This window comes from Trichococcus sp., assembly GCF_055118575.1.
Window position 1 is genome coordinate 17521 of record NZ_JBSQPW010000006.1, and the last position, 24815, is coordinate 42335.

A 24815-nucleotide genomic window follows, 5' to 3' on the forward strand; every position below is an offset into this window, starting at 1 on the left:
TGCAAATTAGATTTTAACACATTTTCGGCCGACATGCAAACAGTCATTCAATTGGTCAAGTCTACTGCTTTTTTTGCGGATCCGGAACTTTAACGAAAAACAGCAGGCCTCCCCCGATCACGAACAGGATAATCAGGGCAAAAACGCCATCCAACGAGTTTCCGGTCAGCTGCGAGATGAGTCCGACCAGCAGTGGGCCGACTACAGCCGCAAATTTCCCGAAAATATTATAGAAACCAAAAAATTCGTTCGCTTGCTCTTTCGGAATCAATTGACCGAACAAAGATCGGCTCAACGCCTGCACGCCGCCCTGGGCTGTACCCACAAGCAGCGCCAACACGATGAATGTCTGCAATGAATCCAACTGCAAAGCATAAATGCAGATAAAAATATAGGTTAGGATACCCACAAAAATCATATTCTTGTTGCCGAACCGTTTGGATGCTCGGCCGTACAGGATGGAAAATGGGAAAGCAACGAACTGGACGATCAGCATAACAACAATCAGTTCATTCGAGGAGAGCCCGATGTCCGACCCTACAGCAGTCGCCATTTTGAAGATGGTCCCAACTCCATCAATGTAGAAGAAATAAGCCAATAAAAATAAAAAAGCTTGTCTGTATTCTTTGATGTTCTTCAGCGTTCCCCATAATCTTACAAAACTCTTGCGGATTACGCGCGGTTCTTTTTCGATGTAATAGTTCTGCTTGACATTCTTCCAATAAGGGATGGTGAAGACGAACCACCAAATCGCAGTCAGAAGGAAGCCGCCCTTCACAATTCCCCCCGTGCTCAATGGCAAAAAGCCCGTCAATTGGAAAAAAATGAAGATGACGAAAGGGATGGAACTGCCGATATAGCCCCAGCCGAATCCCGCTGAGGATATGCGGTCCATCCGTTCATCGGTCGTCACGTCCATCAAGGAGCCATCATAGAAAATATTTGCTCCGGAAAAACCGATCACAGAGAGCATGTACAACCCCAACAGGAACAGCCAATTTGCTTCGGGCACAAAGACGAACCCGATTGTTGCGAAAATACCGGCCAATGTGAAGGCCGTAAACAAAGGATTCCGGAAGCCTTTGTAATCCGCAACAGCGCCTAATACAGGAGCAAGCAACGACACAACCAGAGTAGCGGCCGCATTCGCATACCCCCAATACGCTGTCGAGTCAGCATCCGCCAATCCGCCACTTTCCGCGATCGACTTGAAATACAAAGGGAATACTGCCGTTGTGATCATGATGGAGTACGCCGAATTCGCCCAATCCTGCATGATCCAACTTTTTTCTTCTGTCGTGTAACGGTTTAGTTTTTCTTCAGTTCCCATATTACCCTCCCCCGTCCTATTCGGTTTGACGACAAGCACCTTGTCTAACTCATCATAACGAATGAACGAAGAATGGGCAACACCCAATAGTAGGATGTTGCCCATAGTTTTCTATTGTTTCACTTTAATCCTGAGCCGCTTCGTCGTACTCAGCCAATATTCCTTCAATTAGGGTCCAAGCCTTTTCAAAGCCCTCACCCGTTTCTTTCGAGAACATGATCAAAGACTCATCGCTCGGAAGGTTCAAAGCTTTTTTTATGCGGTAAAAGTGTTGATTCCATTTTCCCCGCGGTATTTTATCGCATTTTGTCGCAATGACCGAATAAGGAAGATTATAATATTCGATGAAATCCTTCATCTGGATATCATCTTCGGTAGGTTCGTGACGAAAATCGACAACCAAAAAGACATGCCGCAACGTGTCCCGTTGCGTGAAGTACGTCTCCAGCATCTGGCCCCATTTCGCCCGTTCTGTCTTGGAAACTTTTGCGTAACCATAACCCGGAACATCTACAAAATAAAATGAATTATTGATCAGATAGAAGTTCAAAGTCTGGGTCTTTCCCGGTTTGCTTGATGTCCGCGCTAACGCTTTGCGGTTGATCAACTTGTTGATGAACGATGACTTGCCCACATTGGAACGTCCCGCCAAAGCGATTTCTGCAAAACCGGTGTCTGGATATTGTTTCGGATCAACCGCGCTCATCACGATTTCTGCTTCTTGTACATGCATCTATTCTCACTCCTTTTCAAAGTCGTCTGTCTTTACAACGACATCTAAAGCTATTTCCGCAATCGACTGCCAAGATTAGGCGAAAAAATCCGGAAATCAGATTGAAAATTGTCTGATTCACCGGACTTCAAACGCAAGCTCATGTTCAGTTGATCTGTTTGCCGTCTTCATCGAACAACAACGGCGCACTGATGCCATTGACTGTGCTGTCGGTAATGACGCATTTCACGATTTCATCTCTGCTCGGGATATCAAACATGATGTCGAGCATGATGTTTTCGATGATGGAGCGCAAGCCACGGGCACCTGTATTTCTTTCAAGTGCTTTTTTGGCGATTGAGCGCAGTGCGTCATCTTCGAATACCAATTCGACGCCATCCAACTCAAGCAATTTTTTGTATTGTTTGACCAAAGCATTTTTTGGTTTAGTCAGAATATGAACCAAATCATCTTCCGTCAATTTTTCCAATGCAGCCATTATTGGTAGACGGCCAATGAATTCCGGTATCAAACCGAATTTCAATAAGTCTTCCGGAATGATCTGCTGCATGATGCTCTTGTCTTCCAAATGTTTTGCTTGAGGAGAGCCGAAACCGATAACTTTCTCACCAAGTCGCTCTTTCACGATCGTCTCAATGCCGTCAAAGGCACCCCCGACGATGAACAAAATGTTCGTTGTGTCGATTTGGATGAACTCTTGTTGCGGGTGTTTTCTGCCGCCTTGCGGTGGAACGTTCGCAACAGTGCCTTCCAAAATCTTAAGCAAGGCCTGTTGAACCCCTTCACCACTCACGTCTCTTGTGATCGATACATTTTCGCCTTTACGGGCGATTTTATCGATCTCGTCGATGTAGATAATTCCCCGCTCTGCCCGTTCGACATCGAACTCGGCAGCCTGAAGCAGCTTCAACAGGATATTTTCAACATCCTCTCCGACATAGCCGGCCTCCGTCAAGCTTGTCGCATCGGCAATCGCAAATGGGACATCCAGGATGCGCGCCAATGTTTGGCCGAGGAACGTTTTACCCGAACCAGTCGGGCCTATCAAACATATGTTGCTTTTTTGTAACTCTACATTATCTTCTTCTGACATCATGCTCATTTGGCCGATGCGTTTGTAGTGATTATAGACCGCTACTGAAAGCGTCCTTTTAGCTTTTTCTTGACCAATCACATACTCGCCCAAAATCTTTTGGATTTCTTGCGGTTTTGGCACTTCGGTGAATACCGCTTCACTTGGTGCATAGATCTCTTCATCGATGATCTCTTTGCACAGATCTACACACTCATTACAAATATATACATCCGGCCCCGCAATGATCTTTTTCACTTGGTCCTGAGATTTTCCGCAGAATGAACAATGTATTGTCCCGATACTTTCATCATGGAACACAATCATTCTCCTCTCTATATACTTACTTTCCGATCCAGCAAAACTTGTCAGGATACGCCGATTGCTTTGGCGCGGTTATCCTGACCGCTTTCGAACGGTTTACATCTTAACACAGAAAGGAAAAATTGAAAAAGAATATGATTCGTTTACCTAAATGGGGTTACAAGCCGAATATATCCCTGAGTATAAACAGATGGGACACTGACTATGGAAGACAATGTCCCGATCTCTGTATTCTGTTTCAACTTTTCTTATTCTTCGATTGCTGAATCAGTGATGATGCTCATCGCTTTCTTCATTTGGATGTCGTTAGTCAACATATCAGCGCTGACCAATCCGCGGACACGATCTGCATCCATGTTGTATTGTTTCGCTAGCTCTTCGATTTCTGCGGCGATTTCTTCTTCAGAAACGACGATGTTTTCATCTTTGATGATTTGTTCCAACACTAATGATGTTTTCGTGCGGACATCAGCATCTGCTTCCATTTGGACATGCAAGTCTTTCTCAGTAGTGCCTGTGATTTGGTAGTACAATTCAGGAGAGATTCCTTGACGTTGCATATCATTCAGGAAAAGATCCATTTGACGGTGCACTTCATCGTGAACCATCACGTGCGGCAATTCAACGATTTCAGCATTGTCCACTGCTTGTCTCAAAGCCAAATCCTGAACCGCTTCATCAGCTGCCGCAGTTTTGCTTTCTTCCAATTCCTTGCGGATTTTAGCTTTCAATTCGTCCAATGATTCTACTTCTTCGTCGATATCTTTTGCGAATTCGTCATCCAAAGCAGGCAATTGCTTTGTTTTGATTTCGTGTACGATTACTTTGAAAGTAGCTTCTTTGCCTTTTAAGTTTTCTGCATGGTACTCTTCAGGGAAAGTGACGACAACGTCTTTTTCTTCTCCCGCTCTAACACCTACCAATTGTTCTTCAAAACCAGGGATGAATTGATTGGATCCCAATTCCAAAGAATGGTTTTGATCTTTGCCGCCTTCAAAAGCTTCACCGTCGACGAATCCTTCATAGTCGATTACAGCTGTGTCGCCAAGTTCTGCGCCTTCTTCTTTCAATACCAATTCAGCTTGACGCTCTTGTTTTTCTTTCAAGTTGTTTTCTACATCCTCATCTGTAACGACGCGGTCTTGTTTTTCAACTTTAAGATTTTTGTATTCTCCCAGTTTCACTTCTGGTTTCACTGTGACTTCAGCAGCGATGACCCAAGGTTGACCTTTTTCCATGCTCTTGATGTCAATTTTCGGTTGAGAAACAGGATCCAATCCAGCTTCTTCGATAGCTTGTGAATAAGCATCCGGCAATGCGCCATTCAATGCATCTTCGAATAAAGATTCTTCACCATAAATGTTGTTGAATACGTGACGAGGAACTTTACCTTTACGGAATCCAGGAACGGAAACGTTCTTTTTCAATTTGTTGAAGACCTTATCCATTTCTTGTTTGATGATTTCTTCTGAAATTTCGAATGTTAAGACACCATCGTTAGTGCCTGTTTTTTCCCATTTTGCAGTCATTTACTTTCCTCCAAAAATCTTGATTTTATTGCAATTAATTTGATATTGCACACTCTCCAATACTACACTAGAAAAACGGTGTTGTAAACTAAAAGTGCTTAATTAATCCGTTTTCGTGCAAAAATTGTGGCCGCTATCATCGCTTTAAGCACCTATTTTAATGGTTTCTTAGATTTCTTTCAACACCTGTTTTTGGTATAATCATGCAATGGGGGTGATCGTCAGTGGCCGTAAATTATCCGAACGGCAAAAAGTTCCATGCCGAGTCGCATATGCCGAAAACTGCAAAGAGGAAAGACTTCGTATACAGCAACCGGGGAATGACGCTTGAAGAAGAAATCAACAGCAGCAATGCACATTACCTTTCATCAGGGAAAGCCGTCATCCACAAGAAGCCAACGCCTATCCAAGTCGTCAAAGTGGATTATCCCAAAAGAAGCGCGGCCGTCATCAAAGAGGCTTACTACCGGCAGTCCTCCACTACCGACTACAACGGCGTATACAAAGGGCTTTACCTGGACTTTGAGGCCAAAGAAACAAAAAACAAGACAGCCATACCTTTGAGCAACTTCCACGAGCATCAGATCATCCATATGAAAAGGTGTATCCAACAGCAAGGGGTCACGTTCGTACTGATCCGTTTTTCCGTTTTCAACCGCGTCTTCTTGCTGAATAGTTCCTATTTGATTGACTTTTGGGAGAATACATTGAATAATGGCCGTAAATCGATTCCGTTGGCTTTTATTGAAGCGAATGGGATAGAAGTGGCATACGGATTCAATCCACGGCTGGATTATCTGGATGCTGTAGACAAAATGCTTGAACGTACTATCAAATAATTAAGAGGTGAACCACATGCCGAATGAAGGCAATCATACAAGATCACGCGCAAACAACAGAAAGAAGAATGGAAATGCGAAAGGCCCAAGCAAAAGCAAAACGGCCGTGAAAGCGAAAAAAAACGGGCGACCGCTTTGGAAGAAAATAGTTTTCGGTATTCTGGCCATCGGGCTGATCGGGCTGGCTTCCGGCGCCGGGCTTTTCTTCTACTATGTTTCCTCCGCTCCTGAAATAACCGAAGAACAGTTGAGCGGAACGGTGGCATCTACCATTTTGGATCCGGACGGAAATGAAATCAAAGTAATCGGCGGCAGTGAACAATCCCGAACACTGGTCAGCGCCGAAGAAATACCCCAAGTGCTGAAAGATGCTATCGTCTCGATAGAAGATCAGCGTTTCTACGATCATAATGGCATTGATCCGATCCGAATCATCGGCGCCCTGTTCGCGAATCTCCAACAAGGCGGCATTTCTCAGGGTGGCAGCACCATTACCCAGCAATTGATCAAGTTATCTTTTTTCTCGACAAGTTCTGAGGATCAGACTCTCGAACGGAAAGCGCAGGAAGCCTGGATGTCGATGCAATTGGAGAGAGAATACACGAAAGATGAGATTTTGGCATTTTACATCAATAAAGTCTACATGTCCAACAACGTCTATGGCATGGGTACAGCTTCCGAATACTTCTTCGGAAAATCGATCACCGATGTGACACTCGCGGAAGCCGCCACATTGGCAGGCATGCCGCAAGCCCCTTCCCTGTATGATCCGATCAATAATCCTGCAGACACTCAAAGCAGGCGCGACCTTGTACTGGATATGATGGTAGAAAATGAAAAAATCACTACCGAAGAAAGTGCAGAGGCAAAAACGATTCAGATTCAAGACACCCTCATCGACCATTCCGGCGACGTCAACACGTCATTAGTAGTCGATTCTTATATCCAACTCGTCATCGATGAAGTTGCAGAAAAGACCGGTTTGGACGTCTATGAAGGCGGATTGACGATCACTACCAATATCGATATGGACGCACAGCAGCGTCTGTACGATATCGTGAATACGTATGACTATATCGAATTCCCGGATGATCTGCTGCAGACCGGTGTTTCCATGATTGATGTCAATACCGGCGCCATCCAAGCAGTCATCGGCGGACGTAACCAGGACGTCCAACTTGGGCTCAATCGCGCTTCCACACTCGAGCGCAGCATCGGCTCTACAATGAAACCATTGGCGGTCTACGCACCTGCCATCGAATATTTGGACTATTCGACAGGCACCTGGGTCGTCGATGAGCAATACAGTTACTCCGACGGCAGCGAGATCAACAACTACGACAACGAGTACAAAGGTGATCAGACCATCCGTGAAGCATTGGTCGATTCGCGCAACATCCCGGCATTGAAGACTTTCCAGGAAGTCGGTGCGGATAACGCCTTTTCTTTCCTGAAAAAATTGGGCATCACAATCACGAACGATGGTCAGGAATATTTGGTCGAGTCCAATGCCATCGGTGGTGAAGCGACACCGATTGAGCTGTCCGCGGCTTATGCAGCCTTCGCTAACGGCGGTACCTACTACGAACCTTACACGGTCCAGTCCGTGACGACTGCGGAAGGTGAAGAATTCACCTTCGACCCGAACGGAACAGAAGCGATGAAGGAGTCCACAGCCTATATGATCACCGATATGCTGAAGGACGTCATCTCCGAAGGAACAGCTACGAACGCACAGATATGGGGCTTACCGCAGGCCGGAAAAACTGGGACAACCAACTACACGGATGATGAACTGGCCGCAGTCGGCGGCACAAATGTTCCTTATGCTGCCCCAGATGCCTGGTTCGCCGGTTATTCTACCAGCTATTCCATTTCAGTATGGGTCGGCTATGACAATTCCAAGGAGTACGGAAACTTTTTGGATTACCAAACACAAAGTCTGACACGCGATATTTATCGTGAATTGATGTCCTACGTCTCCGAAAATACCGATTATGCCGATTGGACGATGCCTGCGTCGGTCAGTCAAGTTTCGATCGAGAAGTACACAGATCCAATCATGAAGCCCGGCCCGAACACGCCGAGTAGCCTGATCGCCACTGAACTTTTCGTAAAGGGAACGGAACCCACTTCCACTTCCAAGAAATACGGTGTGACATTGTTGGCGCCTTCCGGTTTGAAGGCCGGCTATGATACCAACAAAGATGAATTGACCATCGAATGGGATAAATATTCAGCCAGCGGCACCGATTCGAATGCTCAAGCGCAGTACACCGTAACAGCAGGCGGTACATCCGAAACGACAACAAATACAAAAGTAGTCATTAAGAGTCCTGATAAAGGCACCATCACGATCTCTTTGATGGTCAAAGTCGGTTCAAGCACCTCACCTGCTTCATCTATCCAGTTGACCATCGCCGATCCGGCACAGGAGTCCTCCGAAACGGACTCCGCAGATGAGGACAAACCAGTCAGCGAAACCTCATCGTCCTCAAGCTCTTTGGAAAGCGAGCAGGTTTCCTCTGCCCCAGAGGAAGAGGAAGCACCAGAACAAAATCCATAAGAAAACAGCCAACTCCTTTTACCGGAGTTGGCTGTTTTTATATTTACGGATGCTGCAAGATGCTCTGGTCGACTTCATTTCAAACCTAAACGTTTTTGGCCTTCCGCGCACATCGAAAGCAACGGGCAAACGTCGCACTTGGGATTTCTGGCTGTGCAATGGTATCTGCCAAAGAAGATCATCTGGTGGTGGGCATCGGACCATCGCGCCTTCGGTATTTTTTTCATAAGAATCTCTTCCACTTCCAGAACCGATGCTTTCTGGGGAGCGATCCGAAGCCGCTTGGATATCCGTTCCACATGGGTGTCAACGGCGATCGCCGGAATATGGAAGCCGACGCTCATGACGACATTCGCTGTTTTGCGCCCTACGCCGGGCAATTTTGTCAATTCTTCCAAAGTTCGGGGCACTTCGCCGTCGAAGTCTTCCAACAGCATTTTGCAGCATTTTTGGATGTTCGCGGCTTTGTTCCTGTACAAACCGATCGTCTTGATTTCCTCCATGATCGACTCAAGAGGGGCAGCAAGGAAAGCCTGTGGCGTCGGGAATCGGCTGAACAGACTTGGCGTAACTTTATTGACGGAAACGTCTGTTGCCTGGGCGCTGAGAAGTGTCGCGATCAACAGCTGAAACACATTCCGATGCAGAAGTTCGCACTGCGCATTCGGGAACAACGCAGCCATCTCATCCAAGGCTGCTACAGTCTTTTTTTTCGATAACATCATTCTTCCCCCACCTATTCGTCTGCGTCTGTGTCCAGCCAATTGTACAGCGGTACTTCCATCGGAGCATCCGATCCTGCTTGTTCATCGAATTTCCCCTTATTGTTTTGAGTCCGCGACGGCTGCTGCTGTGTCAGATCTTTTACGCTTCTGATGTTTTTCTTTTCCCAAGCAAGCAGAATGCGATCGATGTACTTCAGGCTGTAGACGCGGTTCAATACCGCTTCCTTTAAAGCTGATTCAATCAGTTCAAGCGGATAATGGTCCATGTCGATCCAGCTTGCGATTGTCTGCATTTCGATGGGCGATAAGTTCCTACCGAATTCCTGCTCGAACATAGTCATGATATTCTTTCCCTGTTGCTGGACGGGCTGTTTTTTCTCGGATCGTTCCATCAATTGGAAAAGCCGTTGATAAATAGGGTCCAAGGAATAGGAATCCTCCACTTTGCCGGAGAGATCCTTTTTCGTCTCCATCAAGATCATTTGCTTCTGCAGCAGATTATGCAGTAGGGAAAAGACATCCTTTTCGGCGATGCCCATATTTTCGGCTATCAGTGCCAGATTAGGAAAAGGTATGTTCTTGTCGATGTAAGCTTTCAACTGCAGAACAAAGATGAACTCCGTATCAGCAAGCCCGATTTTTTTGTAGTTCTGCAGCAAAAAATTAGGGACCAGCGTCTGCCCTGATTCGATCCATTTGGTTAATTCATTGTATGACATGCTATCAATAGACTCCTTTAGAAAAACTGAGAGTGGAACAAATAGTTGCTATTTGCCCCACTCCCATTCTGTTATGATTAAACTTGGACTCGTGAACCGCCTTGTTTACGGGTAGATTCTGTTCAGAAGACGCGGGAACGGAATCGACTCACGAATATGTTCGGTTCCGGAAATCCATGTCACCATTCTTTCAAGTCCCAATCCAAATCCGGAATGAGGAACTGAACCGTATTTGCGCAGATCCAAATACCATGAATAGTCGTCCTTACTCAGTCCGAATTTTTCGATCTGTTCGCTTAAACGTTGGTAATCCACTTCACGTTCACTGCCGCCGATTATTTCTCCATACCCTTCCGGAGCGATCATATCCGCGCACAGAACTACTTCTGGGCGATCTGGATGCTCTTTCATGTAAAAAGGCTTGATCGCCTTCGGATAATTAAGGATGAATACCGGTCTGTCCGATTGGTTCGCGATAAAGGTTTCATGAGGCGAACCGAAGTCATCCCCCCAGACGATATCATCAAATCCGTTTGCATTCAACAAAGCTACGGCATCATCATAGCTGATGCGGTCGTACGGCAATTGCGTGTATTTTTTCAGCAATTCTTTGTCGCGCTCCAGCGTATCCAAGTAGATATCACAATTATCCAGCACCGATTGTACCAGATAAGCGACATATTTTTCTTGGACTTCCAGACTTTGATCCTGATGCATGAAGGCCATTTCTGGTTCCATCATCCAGAATTCAATCAGGTGGCGGCGTGTTTTCGATTTTTCGGCACGGAAAGTCGGACCGAATGAGAACACTTTCCCGAAAGCCATCGCTGCCGCTTCCATGTACAATTGCCCACTCTGGGACAAGTAAGCTTCCTCGTCGAAATATTTGGTGTGGAACAGTTCGGTCGTCCCCTCCGGCGCGCTGCCGGTCAGAATCGGCGGATCCACCTTGATGAATCCTTCTTTATTGAAGAATTCATAAGTGGCCCGGATGATTTCGTTACGGATCTTCATGATGGCGTGCTGTCTGGATGAACGCAGCCAGAGATGACGATGATCCATCAGGAAATCTGTCCCGTGCTCTTTGGGCGTGATTGGATATTCCTGGCTTTCCCCCACAACTTCGATGCCAGTCACAAGTAATTCGTATCCAAGCTTCGAACGGGTGTCTTCCTGAATGATCCCTTTGACGATCAGCGAAGTTTCTTGCGTCAGCGATTTTGCCACGTCGAACAATTCTTCACCGACATCATTTTTCAAAACGATGCCTTGGAAATAGTGGGCGCCGTCACGTAATTGCAAAAAAGCGATTTTTCCGCTGCTTCGCTTGTTGGTTACCCAAGCACCAATGGATATTTCTTGCCCTACATATTCTTTTGCTTGGTCCATTGTGATAAGTGTCAAACTATTCTACCCCTTCTGCCACAAAAACAATTTATTTTTTGTGGGTTTCGATAAATTTTTTGATGCGATCTACTGCTTCCGCCAGTAGTTCTTCTCTTACAGTATAACTTATTCTGGCATAATCCGGGTACCCAAAGCCATCACCTGAAACCAAAGCGACATTTGCTTCTTCGATCAGCGCCAACGTAAAGTCTTTCACTTCTTCAAACCCACACATTTCCGCTGCTTCCTTGACGTTCGGGAAAAGATAGAAGGCTCCTTGAGGTTTTGTGACTTTAAAACCAGGAATACTCGCAACAAGCGGATAGAAGAAGTTCAGGCGCGCTTCGAATGCCGCACGCATCTCCTCCACAAAATCTTGCGGGCCGGATAAAGCAGCCAGTGCGCCATATTGGCTTGGTCCGGCAGGATTACTTGTAGAATGGCTGGATAGTTCGATCATTTTACTGATGATTTCCGCATTCCCTATTGCATAGCCGATTCTCCAGCCGGTCATAGCGTATGTTTTGGAGATACCGTTGATGATGATTGTCTGGTTCTTGATTTCCTCTGACAAGGAAGCGATTGAGATGGCTTTATTTCCGTTATAAGTCAGTCGGTAGTAAATTTCATCAGCGATGATCAGGATATCGTGCGCAACCGCCCACTCACCGATTGCCTTCAGTTCTTCGGGCGAATAGATCATGCCTGTCGGGTTCGATGGCGAATTCAAAAGCAAAGCGACTGTTTTTTCGGTGCGATGTTTTTCGAGATCCGCCACTGTCAGTTTGAAGCCTTTTTCAGGAGCTGTTTCGACCAGAACATTGACGCCGCCAGCCAGTTTGATTTGCTCCGTATAGCTAACCCAATAAGGTGCAGGGACGATTACTTCATCTCCGGAATCAAGAATGACTTGGAATAGCGCAAACAAAGCATTTTTGGCACCTTCAGTCACGATGACCTGATTGACTGCAAAACTGACTCCATCATACTTCTGGTGATAATCCACGATCGCTTGACGCAATGGCAGAATACCGGCAGTCGGGGTGTAGTGATTCGCTTTGTTTGATTGGATCGCTTCTACTGCAGCGTTCAGAATTGAAGCATGCGTATCGAAGTCAGGTTCCCCTACGGTCAGGTTAAGGACATCCTTACCTTGCGCTTTCATGACGTTGACTTTCGCTGACGTCGCCAATGTCGGGGATTCGCTTATTTTTTTCATTCTTTCAGAAATTTTTACCATCTCAATCACTCCAATTTATATGTTTTCTATATCTTTGAGCCATTTACCAGAAATAGCGGATATCAAATAGTAACCAATCGTATCATTTGCATTTTTGTAGGTGACTTCCCAAACTGGTTCTTCGTTCTCTATCCCCAGTCTCGCCTCCAGAATCCGTACCGGGTTCTTATCCGCCTGGGTGATTGATTTAGCTTCGCTTTCGGTGATGACTTCCGCAGTATTCAGGATAGTGGTTTCACCGCCGTCTTTTTTTATGATGACATATAATTCCTCGTTATTGTCATCGATGCCAGCCAGTGTGAAATACGTCTCGGATCCATTGTACCAATAAAAATCTTGGACCTTCTGGATATTGGCGGTCTCTTCAGCAATGACGGTTGCTTCTTTCTCCGCTTGAAGTATCGGCTGCTGGCTTCGGTAAAATATCGTGTAGGAACTGACGATCATCAGGAAAAGAATCACAATCGCCCCAACAATGATATTCTTCTTCACATCTTCCACTTCCTTATCTTTGTCTGAAACTTAATTGCAATCTCACCTAATTATTAATGATACCTTAAAGATCAAGATGATGGAATATCCCACCGTATTATTTTTTCAGAAATTCTTGAATTTCCGCATTTATTTCAGCATGATCGGCCACTTTGATCTCTACACCTTCCGGGAGCATCTGTTGCATACGTTGGGAATAGTTACTTTTGATCAATCTATCGTCCAGGCAAATGACGACGCCTTTCGTGTTTCTGGAGCGGACGAGTCTGCCGACTCCCTGTTTCAAGCGGATCATCGCCCGGGGTAGAAACTCTTCATAGAATGCCTTCTTGCCTATATTCTGGTGATACGCTTGGAACGCAACATTTTCAGGGCGATGAGGCGGGTCGAATGGCAGTCGTGTGATCACAAGGATTTCGACAGCTTGATCGGAAAAATCTATACCTTCCCAGTAGGAAGCGGAACCCAATAAAACTGCCGCATCGGCCGACATGAACCGATTATGCATCCTTCTTCGGCTGCCGGAGAAACCTTGAGCCAGTATTTCCGTCCCCGGGAAACCATCAGAGACCGCATTTTTGAGTTGGTTATGGACCTCTTCCAACAAACGGTTGGATGTGAACAGAACCAATGCTTTTCGTTGTTGCGGGAGTACGATTCCACGTAATGTCGAAACGATTTGTTTGGCCGCTTTTCTGTCATCTAAGGTCGTGATGGCTGTCATCTCGGTGGGAAGGAAAATCTGCAACCGTTCACTCAAGTTATAAGGTGAATTAAAATGCGCTTCTTGCAATTCGGCTTCACCGATTTTGTTTTTGAAATAGTCCAGCGAATTATCAACTTTAAGTGTCGAGCTCAAGTAAACCGTTCTGCTGAATCGCTCTTTGATTTTGGAGTGGATTTCTTCCGAAAGGGCGAGTTGGTTTATTTCAATCGCCAGCGAAAGCAGGTCATTAGCCCAATTAAAATGCAGTACATGATAGGTGCCTGGGCGATCTTCAAAGAAATATAGCAGATTACCTTGCACCGCATCCAAATCATCAACCAGGGCCTTTGCGCGCGGACCCATGACCGGATCATTCCCCAAATCAACTTTATCCAGGCAGCGCATCGCGGCAAGCCTTGTCTCTTGGATGTACTGGTGCATTTTCTTGTAGATTTTCTTCATTCCATTCTCAATCTGAAAATGTTCATCAAGATAAACCTCACCCTTTTCCCCAACCTCATTGATAAGGGAACGCATCAACACTTCTTCTGAATGGGCACATTCCTGCAGCAATTGATCAACCGCGAATTCGAAGTTGAACAAATCATAGTCCAAGGAGTCACCGTCGGGCTCCTTCTCTATTGCCTCGCGAAAATCCCGCAAGAAATAGCCGAATCGCTTCAATCGCCGTTTCAGGATGGACAAAGCCACGCTTTTTTTGTGCGCATCCTGATAGACGCGCGGGAACTGATGCGCCTCATCGAGGATCAAGGCGATGGACTTAGCCTGCCCAAACATAGCCAGATCATCGATGTGATGACTCAAAAAGGAATGGTTCGTGACAATCAAGCTAGAGTGCTCCACTTTTTTGTTGTTGAAGGAGAAGAAATCATCGTCGGCCCATTTCCCTTTTAAGGGGGCCTCGTGGCTCTCATATGTTAATTTCTCCCATAGAAAATCAAAATTTTGCGCTTGACTCAATTCGCTGATATCGCCGGATTCCGTTTCGGTCAACCAGACAAAGATGCTCATCATGATCAAAGCTTCCTTTTTGGTGAGAGATTCCAAAGTCAAAGCGGCCAACTTCTCCAAATGGACGATGTTTGTTTTCCCTTTCAACGAACTTACCTGCAGCTCAAACGGCAGCATTTGGCGCAATCGGGTCATTTCGTTATCCATTATCTGCTCCTGCAGCAGGAGTGTGGAGGTGCTGATCAGGACTTTATTTTGCGGAGTAGCCTGATAAGCAGCGGGCAACAGGTAGGCCAAAGTCTTCCCGATGCCAGGTGCAGCTTCTATCGCCAGATTTTGGCGAGTTGCAGCCAAATGGAAGTCGAAAAGCGATTGCATCATCTCGACCTGCTCCGTACGGATTTCCAATCCATGATTTCCCATCAGTCTTTTGGCTACTTCGGAGAAATCGGCAACTTCTTTTTCTCTGTAGGCGGTCTGTTCCGAGCGTATCTCCTTTTCCTTCAGTGCCAATCCATTTTTGACGTAGATTTGCTGCGGGAGCGGGGAGCGCATCTCCTTGGCGATTTCATAACTTTCATAGAAAAAGGAATCGTTGTCCACTTGACAATGCGCCGACAAGAAATTCAATTTTTCCAGCGTGACCAACGGCAAATTGATTGCCTTCTCCTTTAATTGAAGAAAAAGTTCCGCAGTTGCTCGAGCATCGCTTGCGGCATCATGAACATTATCATGCGTCAGGTCGAAGTAGTGGGATAAATCGCCCAATCGATAACTGGACAAAGTCGGATAAAGGATTTTCGTCAACTCCACCGTATCCATTGCGCGCAGCAAAAGCGGCGGCATGCCGACTTCGTGGAAGGAGCTGTCCAAAAAATGGTAATCGAAATGCACGTTATGTGCTACAAAAACGCACCCTTCCAGCATGTTATAGATGAAATCACACACGTCTTCAAAATAGGGAGCCTCTTTTACGTCCGTATTCTTTATTCCAGTCAACTTTTCTATGACATCCGGAATTTTTCTGCCCGGATTGATGGTTATATTGATTTCCTGAACTATTTTACCGGCTTGCAGTAAGGTACACCCGAATTGAATGATCCGATCACCTCGTTTGAAACTGGATCCCGTTGTCTCAAGATCGACAATGGCATAGGTTTTCTTCATAAAAACAATCTCCTAAATAAACAGAAGTCTCTCCTGTTTCGGTATTTCTTTCTACTGGGCTTTCCCTGAAAATATCTCATAACAACAGGAGCCTCTGCGAAAAAACTGTGCATTGGATGCAGCTGACCCCATTATATCCTATGTCGCGGGTAATGTTACCGTAAAAACGATAATTGTCTTATTTTTTTGATGGCCTACAATGAAAGGTTTCCTGATGGACAAGAAAAGCTGAACGGGTTCGTACAGCCCTGAAAGAAATTTAGGAAATCTGTCCGACTGAGCATCGAAGAGCGCAATAGGACAGATTTATCTAATTTCCGAATGCAAAGGGTCCCTTTCTTCGATTAAACGATATCAGAATAAATATCTTTCACATTTTTTTCTGGATCGATTACGATATATAATTTGTTTTCGGATGAAACGAATGATGATTGATATTCATTGTCGAATCCGTCTGTATCCAATGCTTTGTAAGGGAAGTAGATGCGGTCCACTTCAACGATGACGTCGGATTTTGGGTGATCTTCATCTTGATACAGGATATCCATTTTTTCGATGTCTTGATGGCTCGCAACGCGATCGAACATGCCTTGCTCAAGGCCGCCCAGATTGATATCGCTCGTGTTGACATGATCTGCTTCCTGGTTAATTTCGATACGCAAAGATTCGCATGGGTGGATTTCTTGGAAATCACTGTTTCCGATTCGGCCGTAGCTCGTTGTGACTTGTTTGATCCATAAGTCTCCGATGTATTCGCGCTTGATCGTCCATGTTTCGCCATTTCTAAAAATAAATCTCAATCCTGTCATTACTTTTTTCATCGAAATCACTCCTGATATATTTACTTTTTGAATATGTAACTATTTTATCATATTTTTTTAAAAGTGGGTACAAATACATTTCCGATTACGGAAATAAAGTAAGTTGGGATGCTATAGGTTATTCATGAATTCATTTACGTTGACGACGGCTCTTGTATGCTTCGCCGATGCGATTTCATGTCCTTGTGAATAGGCCGCGCACTCGAAGAAGTATTTGTTCCCTCTCTGCTCCGTCACTCTTACCGTCACTTTTATTTCAGCATGGATGGGAGAGGCTTTTTTATGATGCAGATCACAGTGTATCCCTACAGTCGTGTCGCCTTCAGAAATATGCTCCTTTACGATTCCCATGCAGGCATTTTCGATCATCGCCAACAATGCGGGTGTTGCCAGTACCGGCAACGTACCCGATCCGATCTCGGACGCCAAATCTTTTTCCCCCACGGTATAGTCGGATTCGAACATCTCATCCAAATAAATCATCCTTCTTTTCGTAATGAAGTCCCTCAGTGCGAAGGGGCTATTCTCCAGTTTGTTTGCCAATACCAACGTTTTCAATTCTTCGAAAATTTCGCCCACGAAAGGCCCGCCACGTTGGATCCCCAGCAAGGAAAGCAATTCTTTTCCGTCCAAAGCCAAATCTTTCAGCGTATGGATCGGCATGGATTCGTTCAATTCAATCAGATTTTCGCTCTGGTTCGGCAGGCCGAACCCTTCAATGATGGCTTCAATCTCCAACGCAATTTCGATCCCTGTTTCGAACAGGAGCGGATAGTCCCAAAATTGCTGGAGGCGTTTGTTGAGCGCCTGTACGCCTGTGCGTATATCCATGATCTCCTTGCGGGAACACTTCCATTGGCGCAAAAACGGTTCGATTGCTTCATCCTTCAAATCAAGGAAATGCACCAACACGGTCCAAGCAATCGTCGTCCCTTTGAATTGCAGCGGAAACAGAGCCAAGTCGATCAATGCCTTTTCCCGATTTTGGAATCCGGGGCACATCTGGAACAAACGGGTTTCGACAAAAAACTTGATTCCGCCCTTGCGGTTTCTTCCGATCAGAAGCTTGTTCCACTCTTCACGCACACGTTCTACCGCAATTTTTGAAAGGAGAGGATGATACTCGACGATGGCTTCCTTCGTCGCTTGTTCGATTTCAAAATCCAACTGACTCACGAACCTGGCTGCGCGCATCATGCGCAAAGCATCTTCCCTAAAGCGTTCTTCCGGATTTCCGACCGCCCGAATCAATTTGTTCGCCAAGTCCCCCTGCCCGTTGAAGAAGTCTTTGATGTTTCCATGGCGGTCGATTGCAATCGCATTGATCGTAAAGTCGCGCCTTTTCAAGTCGTCCTGCAGACTACGCACATACTCGACTTTCTCCGGTCTGCGGAACTTTTCATACTTTGATTCTGTCCGGAAAGTTGTTATTTCGTATGTCTCACGCTCATGTAACACCATCACCGTTCCATGTTGGATGCCTACATCAAAGGTGATCGGGAAGATCCGCTGAATTTCTTCAGGCATAGCGCTCGATGCGATGTCGACATCCGAAATATCCAGATTCAACAGCGTATCGCGCACGCTTCCCCCAACAAAGTAGGCTTCATATCCAGCCCGCTCGATGGCTTCAATGATCGGTATCGCTTTTTGAAATTCCGGTGCATTTATGATCATAGGAAGTTTTCCAATCCATAGATCAGATGGTCGATTTCCATGACTTTTCTGCACGAAAGGGCTACACCGTTCATGAATGAGTCACGGTCATAGGAATCGTGTCGGATAGTCAAACCTTCTCCAGCACTGCCGAATTGCACCTGTTGATGCGCAACAAGGCCAGGTAAACGGACACTGTGGATTTTCATACCATGATAATCAGCCCCTCTTGCACCTTCAATCAGTTCTTTCTCATCCGGATGCCCTTGTTGATGGTCACCTCTGACTTCGTAAATCAATTCTGCAGTCTTGATAGCGGTGCCGCTTGGCGCATCCAGCTTATTCTCATGATGCAATTCCATGATCTCCACATCCGGAAAATATTTCGCTGCTTTTGCCGCGAATTCCATCATCAGCACGGCACCAATCGCAAAATTCGGGGCAATCAAGCCACCCAAACCCAACTCTTTGGAGTAGTTGGTCAATTCTTCCAATTGCTCACTGGAAAAACCGGTAGTACCGATTACGGGGCGCATGCCATTTTCAAGAGCGAACCGCGTGTTGGCATAAGCTGCATCCGGTCTCGAGAAATCGATCCAAACATCAGCTTCAATCTCCTTGACGAGCTCCGCTTTATCACGGAATACTCTCACAGGATGGCCGGCGTATTGCGGTAATTCATCCAGCTGCTTTTCCGTTGCGAAAGGATCGTATACAGCCGCTAAAATAAAATCTTCCTGCCGCAAAACCATATTCGTGCAGGCGGTCCCCATTTTGCCTTTAAACCCCGAAACTACAATCTTCATTCCACATGTTCCTTTCCTGTTAACGCTGCCGGCACGCTTTTTCCGCGCCATGTCCGCGTTGTATCAGATCATATTTTTTTCTTCCAACTCTTTTAATTCTTTCGTGAACTTCTTGAAGCTGATTTCATCGTATTGGATCAGCGCGATATCGATCTGTTTTTTCAGATAATGGATGCGATCCTTCACCGCCAATTTTTCCAGCGACTTTTCCACGATTGCTTCCAGATCCTTATCGAAAATGTCGGATTCCTGGATGTATGGATTGTCCTCCAAAACGCCAAAAAATGAAAGGACTTGGTAGGATTGATCGAAGAACAACTCCAGATAAAAATCCTCTTTCCAATTCAACCGCAGATCATGGAATGCCTGTTCGGGATCTTCGAATGTCTTTCCGTCCTTATAGTACGTGAAGGCATCTTTCGGATTGCCGACTACGGCAAACCCCATCCCTCTGTTCGTTGTATGGACTTCCTCAATCAGATGGATATTCTTCAATAAAATCTCATGATTGAGCAGATAATTGAGTATCCAAAGGGACTCTCTGCGCTTCAATTGATAATTCTGAATAAACCAAGAAATAAAATTTTTTTTCTCCTCCAAAGTAGGATTCATCATTTTAAAACCTCCTATCCGATGGGATGACGACTTATTGATCGAAATGGTGCAGCTCATCATGAAGTTGAAGCAACTCGGTATTGGCGGGATAAAGAGCCAATCCTTGGTGGATGACCTCATTCAACTTTTCCCAATTGCCTTCCTCTCTCAAGAATGCTGCATATTCCAGCAAAAACGGCTCATTGTCGGCAAAATGCGGGTAAGCCGCCTGATATTCTTTGCTTGCTGAATCATAGTCCTCCAAGGCATTATGGCTGGCTGCCAACAACCAATTGTATTGTGGCTCGTTGTCTTCCTGCTCTGCCCGCTCGGAAATGTATGCAATCAATTCCTCGAATCTACCTTGTTTCAGCAACAGGTTCCCTAGGGCCAAGTGGATACTGGAGAGGTCCGGTTCAAGCGCTGCCGCCTCAAGCAAATTCTGCTCCGCATCCTGCTCCCGGTTCAGCTTCAATTGCAGTCTGGCCGCTGTCGTGTAAAATTCATGCTGATAAGGATTCCGCATGATCGCTTGTTCCATTATGGTAAGCGCTTCTTCCAACTCCAATTCAGCCTCGAGTGCATTTGCCAAGTACAAATATGCACTTAGGTAAGCATTGTCCGATTCGAGCAATTTATTAAAAATGGCGATGGCCCGTGCATACTCCTTAAGTTGGAAATAGGTGAAGCCCAGTTGGAAATAACTGTCAGGGAAATGTTCATCGGCCGGGATTTTTTCCAAATACTGCAAAGCCGTCTCGAATTCACCGATCGCATTATGACAATCGCCGAGGAAAAAGTGCAGTTGCGTTGCGGATGCGATTTCCCCGTTTCCGTATACAAGTTCCTCATAGATTGGGATCGCCTTCTTGTACTCCCCGATCGAATGGTACAGTTGTGCCAACGCGTAATCCAGTATGGGTTCTTCCGGCAACAGCTCCATTGCTTCAAAAATTTTCTTTTCGCTGACTTCGTATAATCCTTGTACTTGGTAAGCATCAGCCATCGTCAACAAAGCCTGTGGGTATACGTCACTTTTTTTATCGATCGTGAGCAGGATATCCAAAGCTCGATCGTAATCATCTTCATCTATGGCGATTTCCGCTAATGCGATATTCCACTCCTGTATGTCCGGAGCCAGATAGTTCAACGCTCCAAATGCCTCTTTTGCTTCACTCAAGAATCCCAGGGCATGTAGCGTTTCTGCCAATTCGGCCAAGTCATCGCTGTTGTTCTCTAGGACGGATTGCTCTACTGATTGTTTGAAAAGTTGGACAGCCGCGCCCAAATCGTTCTTTTGAATGGCTTCTATCATTGCCTGTGCTTCTCTATTCATTCATCTACTGCTCCTTCAAATACACTCTTCTTGCTGGTGCTCTTCCTTTATATTTTATCATAAAGTTCAGCATCTGTATCTATTTGTTCCTCAGGCTTTTCTCTCCCAAGGATCCACCAACAAAAGCTGAACGGGTTCGATCAGCCCTGATTAAGGAAACACTGTGACCTAATCGGTCAAGTGTATCATTCCTCTAAGCGATTGAAATCGCAAGAGTCATGACACTTTAGGAAATCTGTCCGACTGAGCATCGAAGAGCGCAATTGGTGAGAGACTTCCTCTGTCAGCAGGTTAGTCGAACAGTATGTCTTGGCTCGCAGAGACAAGAGGTTCCTTTTTCCTTTTCCGAAGGGCTAACCCGTGAAGCTGGCCATCATTTTAGGTGCATGAAACATTTTGCAAACGCGTGAAACACCTACGGTGAAGCACTTTTCAATCCGAAAAATTATATACTTTCCTAGTGTACAAAAAAATAAAGCTGAAGCCCCGTAAGGCCCCAACTTCATTTTTTTAGGAATTATTTAACTGCATCTTTCAATGCTTTACCTGGTTTGAATGCAGGAATTTTGCTTGCTTCGATTTGGATTTCTTCCCCAGTTTGAGGATTGCGTCCTTTACGAGCTGCACGATCACGAACTTCAAAATTACCAAAACCGATAACTTGAACTTTTTCACCGTCTTTTAATGCTTCTTGAATCACTTCAAATAATGCATCAACGCTTGCTGTAACATCCTTTTTAGTCAAGTTTGTTTTTCCAGCAACTCTTTCGATTAATTCAGCTTTGTTTGCCATGTTGTCCTTTCACCTCCTTTAAAAAAGAAGAATACATGCTTTCTTTGATAACACAACAAAACATGGAATAACTATTTTTGAGTGGTCCAAAAACAGTTCTGAAATACCGCAGTCAAATTGAAAAGATATTTCTAATAAAGAATATCACACAAACCGTGCTACTGCAACGATTATAGTGGATTTAATGCCTTCTGAAGATTAATTATTTTTTTTGTCTGGCGATCAAATGGAAAGGGGTGCCTTCAAAATTGAACGAATCGCGGATTCTGTTTTCAAGGAAACGCTCGTAAGAGAAATGCAGTAATTCCGGGTCATTGACGAAAACGACAAATGTCGGCGGTTTTACGGCCACCTGTGTCATGTAGTAAATCTTCAGGCGACGGCCTTTGTCGGTTGGTGTCGGATTGTGCGCGACGGCATCCATCAGGACATCATTCAATAAGGATGATGAGATACGGCGGTTTTGATTTTCGCTGATTTCCTTGATTTTTGCAGGAATATTGGACAATCGCTGTTTCGTCACTGCAGAAACATACATAATCGGTGCATATGAGAGGTACTGGAATTCCTTGCGGATTTTTTCCTCGAACTCCTTCATCGTATGATTATCTTTTTCTAAAGTGTCCCATTTATTGACAAGAATGATGATCCCTTTACCTGCTTCATGTGCGTATCCGGCAACTTTTTTGTCCTGTTCCTGGATACCCTCTTCCGCATTCAGCACGACCATAACGATGTCCGAACGCTCAATTGCACGGATAGCACGCATGACGCTGTATTTTTCCGTGGATTCGTAGACTTTTCCTTTTTTGCGGATTCCGGCTGTGTCGATCATTCGGAATTTTGTACCTTCATCATCAACGAACATCGTATCGATAGCGTCACGTGTTGTGCCCGCAATGTTTGATACGATTACGCGTTCTTCTCCCAAAATGGCATTCACCAAGGAAGATTTGCCGACATTCGGACGACCGATAAAGCTGAAGTTGATGATATCTTCTTCTTCCGCATTCTCGTCTTCCGACGGGAAATTCGCAACAACCGCATCAAGCAGGTCTCCAAGACCCAAGCCGTGGCTGCCTGACACTGGATAGGGGTCACCTAATCCCAGACTGTAGAAATCGAATATTTCGGCGCGCATTTCTGGATTGTCCACTTTATTTACCGCCAATATGACAGGTTTATCTGACTGGTAAAGGATTCTCGCGACGTTTTCATCGGCATCCGTCACACCTTCTCTGACGCATGTCAAAAAGATGATCACATCGGCTTCTTCAATTGCCACTTGTGCCTGCAATTTGATTTGGCTCATAAAAGGCTCATCCGTGATATCGATTCCGCCTGTATCAATGATATTGAATGTTTTACCAAGCCATTCTCCTTTTGCATAAATTCTGTCACGCGTGACACCCGAGACATCATCGACTATGGAAATCCGTTCTCCCGCTAGTCTGTTGAATATTGTTGATTTTCCTACGTTTGGTCTGCCTACTATGGCTACTACTGGATTTGGCATCTAACCTCCGCCTTTCTTTTCCTCTACAACACAAATCTTTTTGGGTATTTGCTCACTGTATATGGTTTTCTCAATGTTTTCGTCCATGTCAGTTATAACATACATCCATCGATAATAACAACAAAAAAAGGGCATGGATGGAATTCCATGCCCTCACATGTTCATGTTCCTTGCTGATTAGGCTTCAGTGTCGTCTTTCAAACCTGAAAGTTTGTCACCTAATAAATCTGCTAATGTGAAGTTCGCGTCTGAATCGTCAGCCACATATTCTTCGGTTTTTTTCTCTTTTTTCTCTTCAGCTGCTGGAGCTTCGTTTGCAGCTTTTTCTTCCAAAGCTTTGATGCTGAGGGATAAGCGTTGCTCATCTTCTTTTGCATCCAATACTTTGACTTGAATCTCTTGACCTTCCTGCAACACTTCATGCGGAGTCGCAATGTGTTGATGCGAAATTTGGGAAATGTGCACCAAACCTTCGACGCCAGGGAAAACTTCCACAAACGCACCGAAGCTTGTCAAGCGTTTGACAACACCTGTCAATACAGCTCCAATCGGCGCTTTTTCAGCGATTGCATCCCACGGACCAGCCAATGTGTCTTTTATGCTCAAAGATACACGGCCATTTTCTTTGTCGATGGATAAAATTTTGACTTTGACGGTTTGACCGATAGCCAATACATCTCCAGGATTCTTCACATGCTCGTGGGCAATTTGGGAGATATGGACCAAACCATCCACGCCACCCAAATCGACGAATGCTCCGAAGTTGGTCAGACGAGCGATAGTACCTTCGACAATATCTCCGGCTACCAATTCATCCATCAATTTACCTTTGTTGGCTTCTTTTTCTGATTCGACAACCGCTTTATGTGATAAGATTAGACGGTTTTCGCTCGGCTCAAGTTCAACAATCTTGAATGTCATTACCTTGCCTTTATAAGAACTGAAATCTTCCACAAAGTGATCTTCTACCATTGAAGCCGGAACAAATCCTCTCACACCGACATCAACGACCAATCCGCCTTTAACGACGTCTTTGACTGGTGCTTCGATAATTTCGTTGTTTTCGAATTTATCTTGGATATCTTTCCAAACGATTTTAGCATCAACACGGCGCTTCGAAAGCAAGAAGCTACCATTCTCTTTGTCTTTGATTTGTTTGATGACAACCAAATCCACAACGTCACCTACGTTTAGGATTTCTGTAACTTCGTCGAAGGGTTTTGCAGATAATTCGTTGTAAGGAATGACTCCTTCAACGCCGCCCCCAATGATTCCTACGATGGCTTGTCTATCTTGGATGCTTAAAACTTCCCCCTTGACAGTATCGCCCACCTCAATGGATAACGCTTCATCCAACACGTCTTGCATAGTCTGTTCAACGTTATTGGACTCTTCTTCATTTAATTCTGGGTTTTCAATGTAATCTGACATGTAACTATTCCTCCTAAAAGTCTGCGGCAACCGATTGGCTAGGTCTCTTAACCTCCCCGCCC

Annotated in this window: 20 protein-coding genes; 2 read left to right on the forward strand and 18 right to left on the reverse strand. The window is 45.2% G+C overall.

Annotation, left to right across the window (positions count from 1 at the left end):
• Positions 1-61: 61 nt before the first annotated feature.
• The 4 genes from ACTCCX_RS02475 to tig all read right to left on the reverse strand — a co-directional run bounded on the left by ACTCCX_RS02475 (position 62) and on the right by tig (position 4988).
• Entirely contained in the window at positions 62-1330 is a 1269-nt protein-coding gene (locus tag ACTCCX_RS02475) for an MFS transporter (RefSeq protein ID WP_463274568.1), read from the reverse strand.
• A 124-nt stretch (positions 1331-1454) separates the two neighbouring features.
• Positions 1455-2063, reverse strand: a complete 609-nt coding sequence (gene yihA, locus ACTCCX_RS02480) for a ribosome biogenesis GTP-binding protein YihA/YsxC (protein WP_463274569.1) — start codon at positions 2061-2063, stop codon at positions 1455-1457.
• Between the two features lie 145 nt (positions 2064-2208).
• Positions 2209-3456, reverse strand: coding sequence for an ATP-dependent Clp protease ATP-binding subunit ClpX (gene clpX, locus ACTCCX_RS02485; protein ID WP_463274570.1), 1248 nt, complete (start codon positions 3454-3456; stop codon positions 2209-2211).
• Between the two features lie 251 nt (positions 3457-3707).
• Positions 3708-4988 carry a trigger factor gene (tig, locus tag ACTCCX_RS02490; protein WP_463274571.1) on the reverse strand — a complete coding sequence of 427 codons (1281 nt, stop codon included), beginning with the start codon at positions 4986-4988 and terminating at the stop codon, positions 3708-3710.
• Between the two features lie 224 nt (positions 4989-5212).
• On the opposite strand from tig, the gene recU reads away from it, so the two are divergent.
• Both recU and ACTCCX_RS02500 read left to right on the forward strand, forming a co-directional pair.
• Positions 5213-5827, forward strand: coding sequence for a Holliday junction resolvase RecU (gene recU / locus ACTCCX_RS02495; RefSeq protein WP_463274572.1), 615 nt, complete (start codon positions 5213-5215; stop codon positions 5825-5827).
• Positions 5828-5843: 16 nt separating this feature from the next.
• Positions 5844-8393, forward strand: a complete 2550-nt coding sequence (locus ACTCCX_RS02500) for a PBP1A family penicillin-binding protein (RefSeq protein ID WP_463274573.1) — start codon at positions 5844-5846, stop codon at positions 8391-8393.
• Positions 8394-8467: 74 nt separating this feature from the next.
• Here the strand turns inward: ACTCCX_RS02500 and nth are convergent, their stop codons facing one another.
• The 14 genes from nth to rpsA form a co-directional block, all read right to left on the reverse strand.
• Positions 8468-9115 (reverse strand): endonuclease III, encoded by a 648-nt coding sequence (gene nth / locus ACTCCX_RS02505; protein WP_463274642.1) that lies wholly within the window; start codon positions 9113-9115, stop codon positions 8468-8470.
• A gap of 14 nt (positions 9116-9129) precedes the next feature.
• Positions 9130-9837 carry a DnaD domain-containing protein gene (locus tag ACTCCX_RS02510; protein ID WP_463274574.1) on the reverse strand — a complete coding sequence of 236 codons (708 nt, stop codon included), beginning with the start codon at positions 9835-9837 and terminating at the stop codon, positions 9130-9132.
• Positions 9838-9942: 105 nt separating this feature from the next.
• Entirely contained in the window at positions 9943-11226 is a 1284-nt protein-coding gene (gene asnS / locus ACTCCX_RS02515) for an asparagine--tRNA ligase (RefSeq protein ID WP_463274643.1), read from the reverse strand.
• 46 nt (positions 11227-11272) lie between these two features.
• The gene (locus ACTCCX_RS02520) at positions 11273-12463 is read right to left on the reverse strand and encodes a pyridoxal phosphate-dependent aminotransferase (RefSeq protein WP_463274575.1); all 1191 of its coding nucleotides are present in this window, start codon (positions 12461-12463) and stop codon (positions 11273-11275) included.
• Positions 12464-12478: 15 nt separating this feature from the next.
• On the reverse strand, positions 12479-12955 hold the full coding sequence (locus tag ACTCCX_RS02525; protein WP_463274576.1) for a cell wall elongation regulator TseB-like domain-containing protein: 477 nt from the start codon (positions 12953-12955) through the stop codon (positions 12479-12481).
• A 97-nt stretch (positions 12956-13052) separates the two neighbouring features.
• Complete coding sequence (locus ACTCCX_RS02530; RefSeq protein ID WP_463274577.1) at positions 13053-15800, reverse strand: helicase C-terminal domain-containing protein; 2748 nt, start codon at positions 15798-15800, stop codon at positions 13053-13055.
• A gap of 344 nt (positions 15801-16144) precedes the next feature.
• Entirely contained in the window at positions 16145-16621 is a 477-nt protein-coding gene (locus ACTCCX_RS02535; RefSeq protein WP_463274578.1) for a hypothetical protein, read from the reverse strand.
• Positions 16622-16732: 111 nt separating this feature from the next.
• Positions 16733-18298, reverse strand: coding sequence for a CCA tRNA nucleotidyltransferase (locus ACTCCX_RS02540; RefSeq protein WP_463274579.1), 1566 nt, complete (start codon positions 18296-18298; stop codon positions 16733-16735).
• Positions 18295-19083, reverse strand: a complete 789-nt coding sequence (dapB, locus tag ACTCCX_RS02545; protein WP_463274580.1) for a 4-hydroxy-tetrahydrodipicolinate reductase — start codon at positions 19081-19083, stop codon at positions 18295-18297. Before dapB ends, ACTCCX_RS02540 begins: the two co-directional genes overlap by 4 nt.
• Before the next feature lie 63 nt (positions 19084-19146).
• Positions 19147-19698 carry a YpiB family protein gene (locus ACTCCX_RS02550; RefSeq protein ID WP_463274581.1) on the reverse strand — a complete coding sequence of 184 codons (552 nt, stop codon included), beginning with the start codon at positions 19696-19698 and terminating at the stop codon, positions 19147-19149.
• 31 nt (positions 19699-19729) lie between these two features.
• Positions 19730-21013, reverse strand: coding sequence for a tetratricopeptide repeat protein (locus tag ACTCCX_RS02555; RefSeq protein ID WP_463274582.1), 1284 nt, complete (start codon positions 21011-21013; stop codon positions 19730-19732).
• 517 nt (positions 21014-21530) lie between these two features.
• Positions 21531-21806: an HU family DNA-binding protein gene (locus ACTCCX_RS02560; protein WP_068560639.1), complete on the reverse strand. Its 276-nt coding sequence runs from the start codon at positions 21804-21806 to the stop codon at positions 21531-21533.
• A 202-nt stretch (positions 21807-22008) separates the two neighbouring features.
• Positions 22009-23322, reverse strand: coding sequence for a ribosome biogenesis GTPase Der (der, locus tag ACTCCX_RS02565; RefSeq protein ID WP_463274583.1), 1314 nt, complete (start codon positions 23320-23322; stop codon positions 22009-22011).
• A gap of 177 nt (positions 23323-23499) precedes the next feature.
• Positions 23500-24753, reverse strand: a complete 1254-nt coding sequence (rpsA, locus tag ACTCCX_RS02570) for a 30S ribosomal protein S1 (protein ID WP_463274584.1) — start codon at positions 24751-24753, stop codon at positions 23500-23502.
• Positions 24754-24815 lie beyond the last annotated feature (62 nt).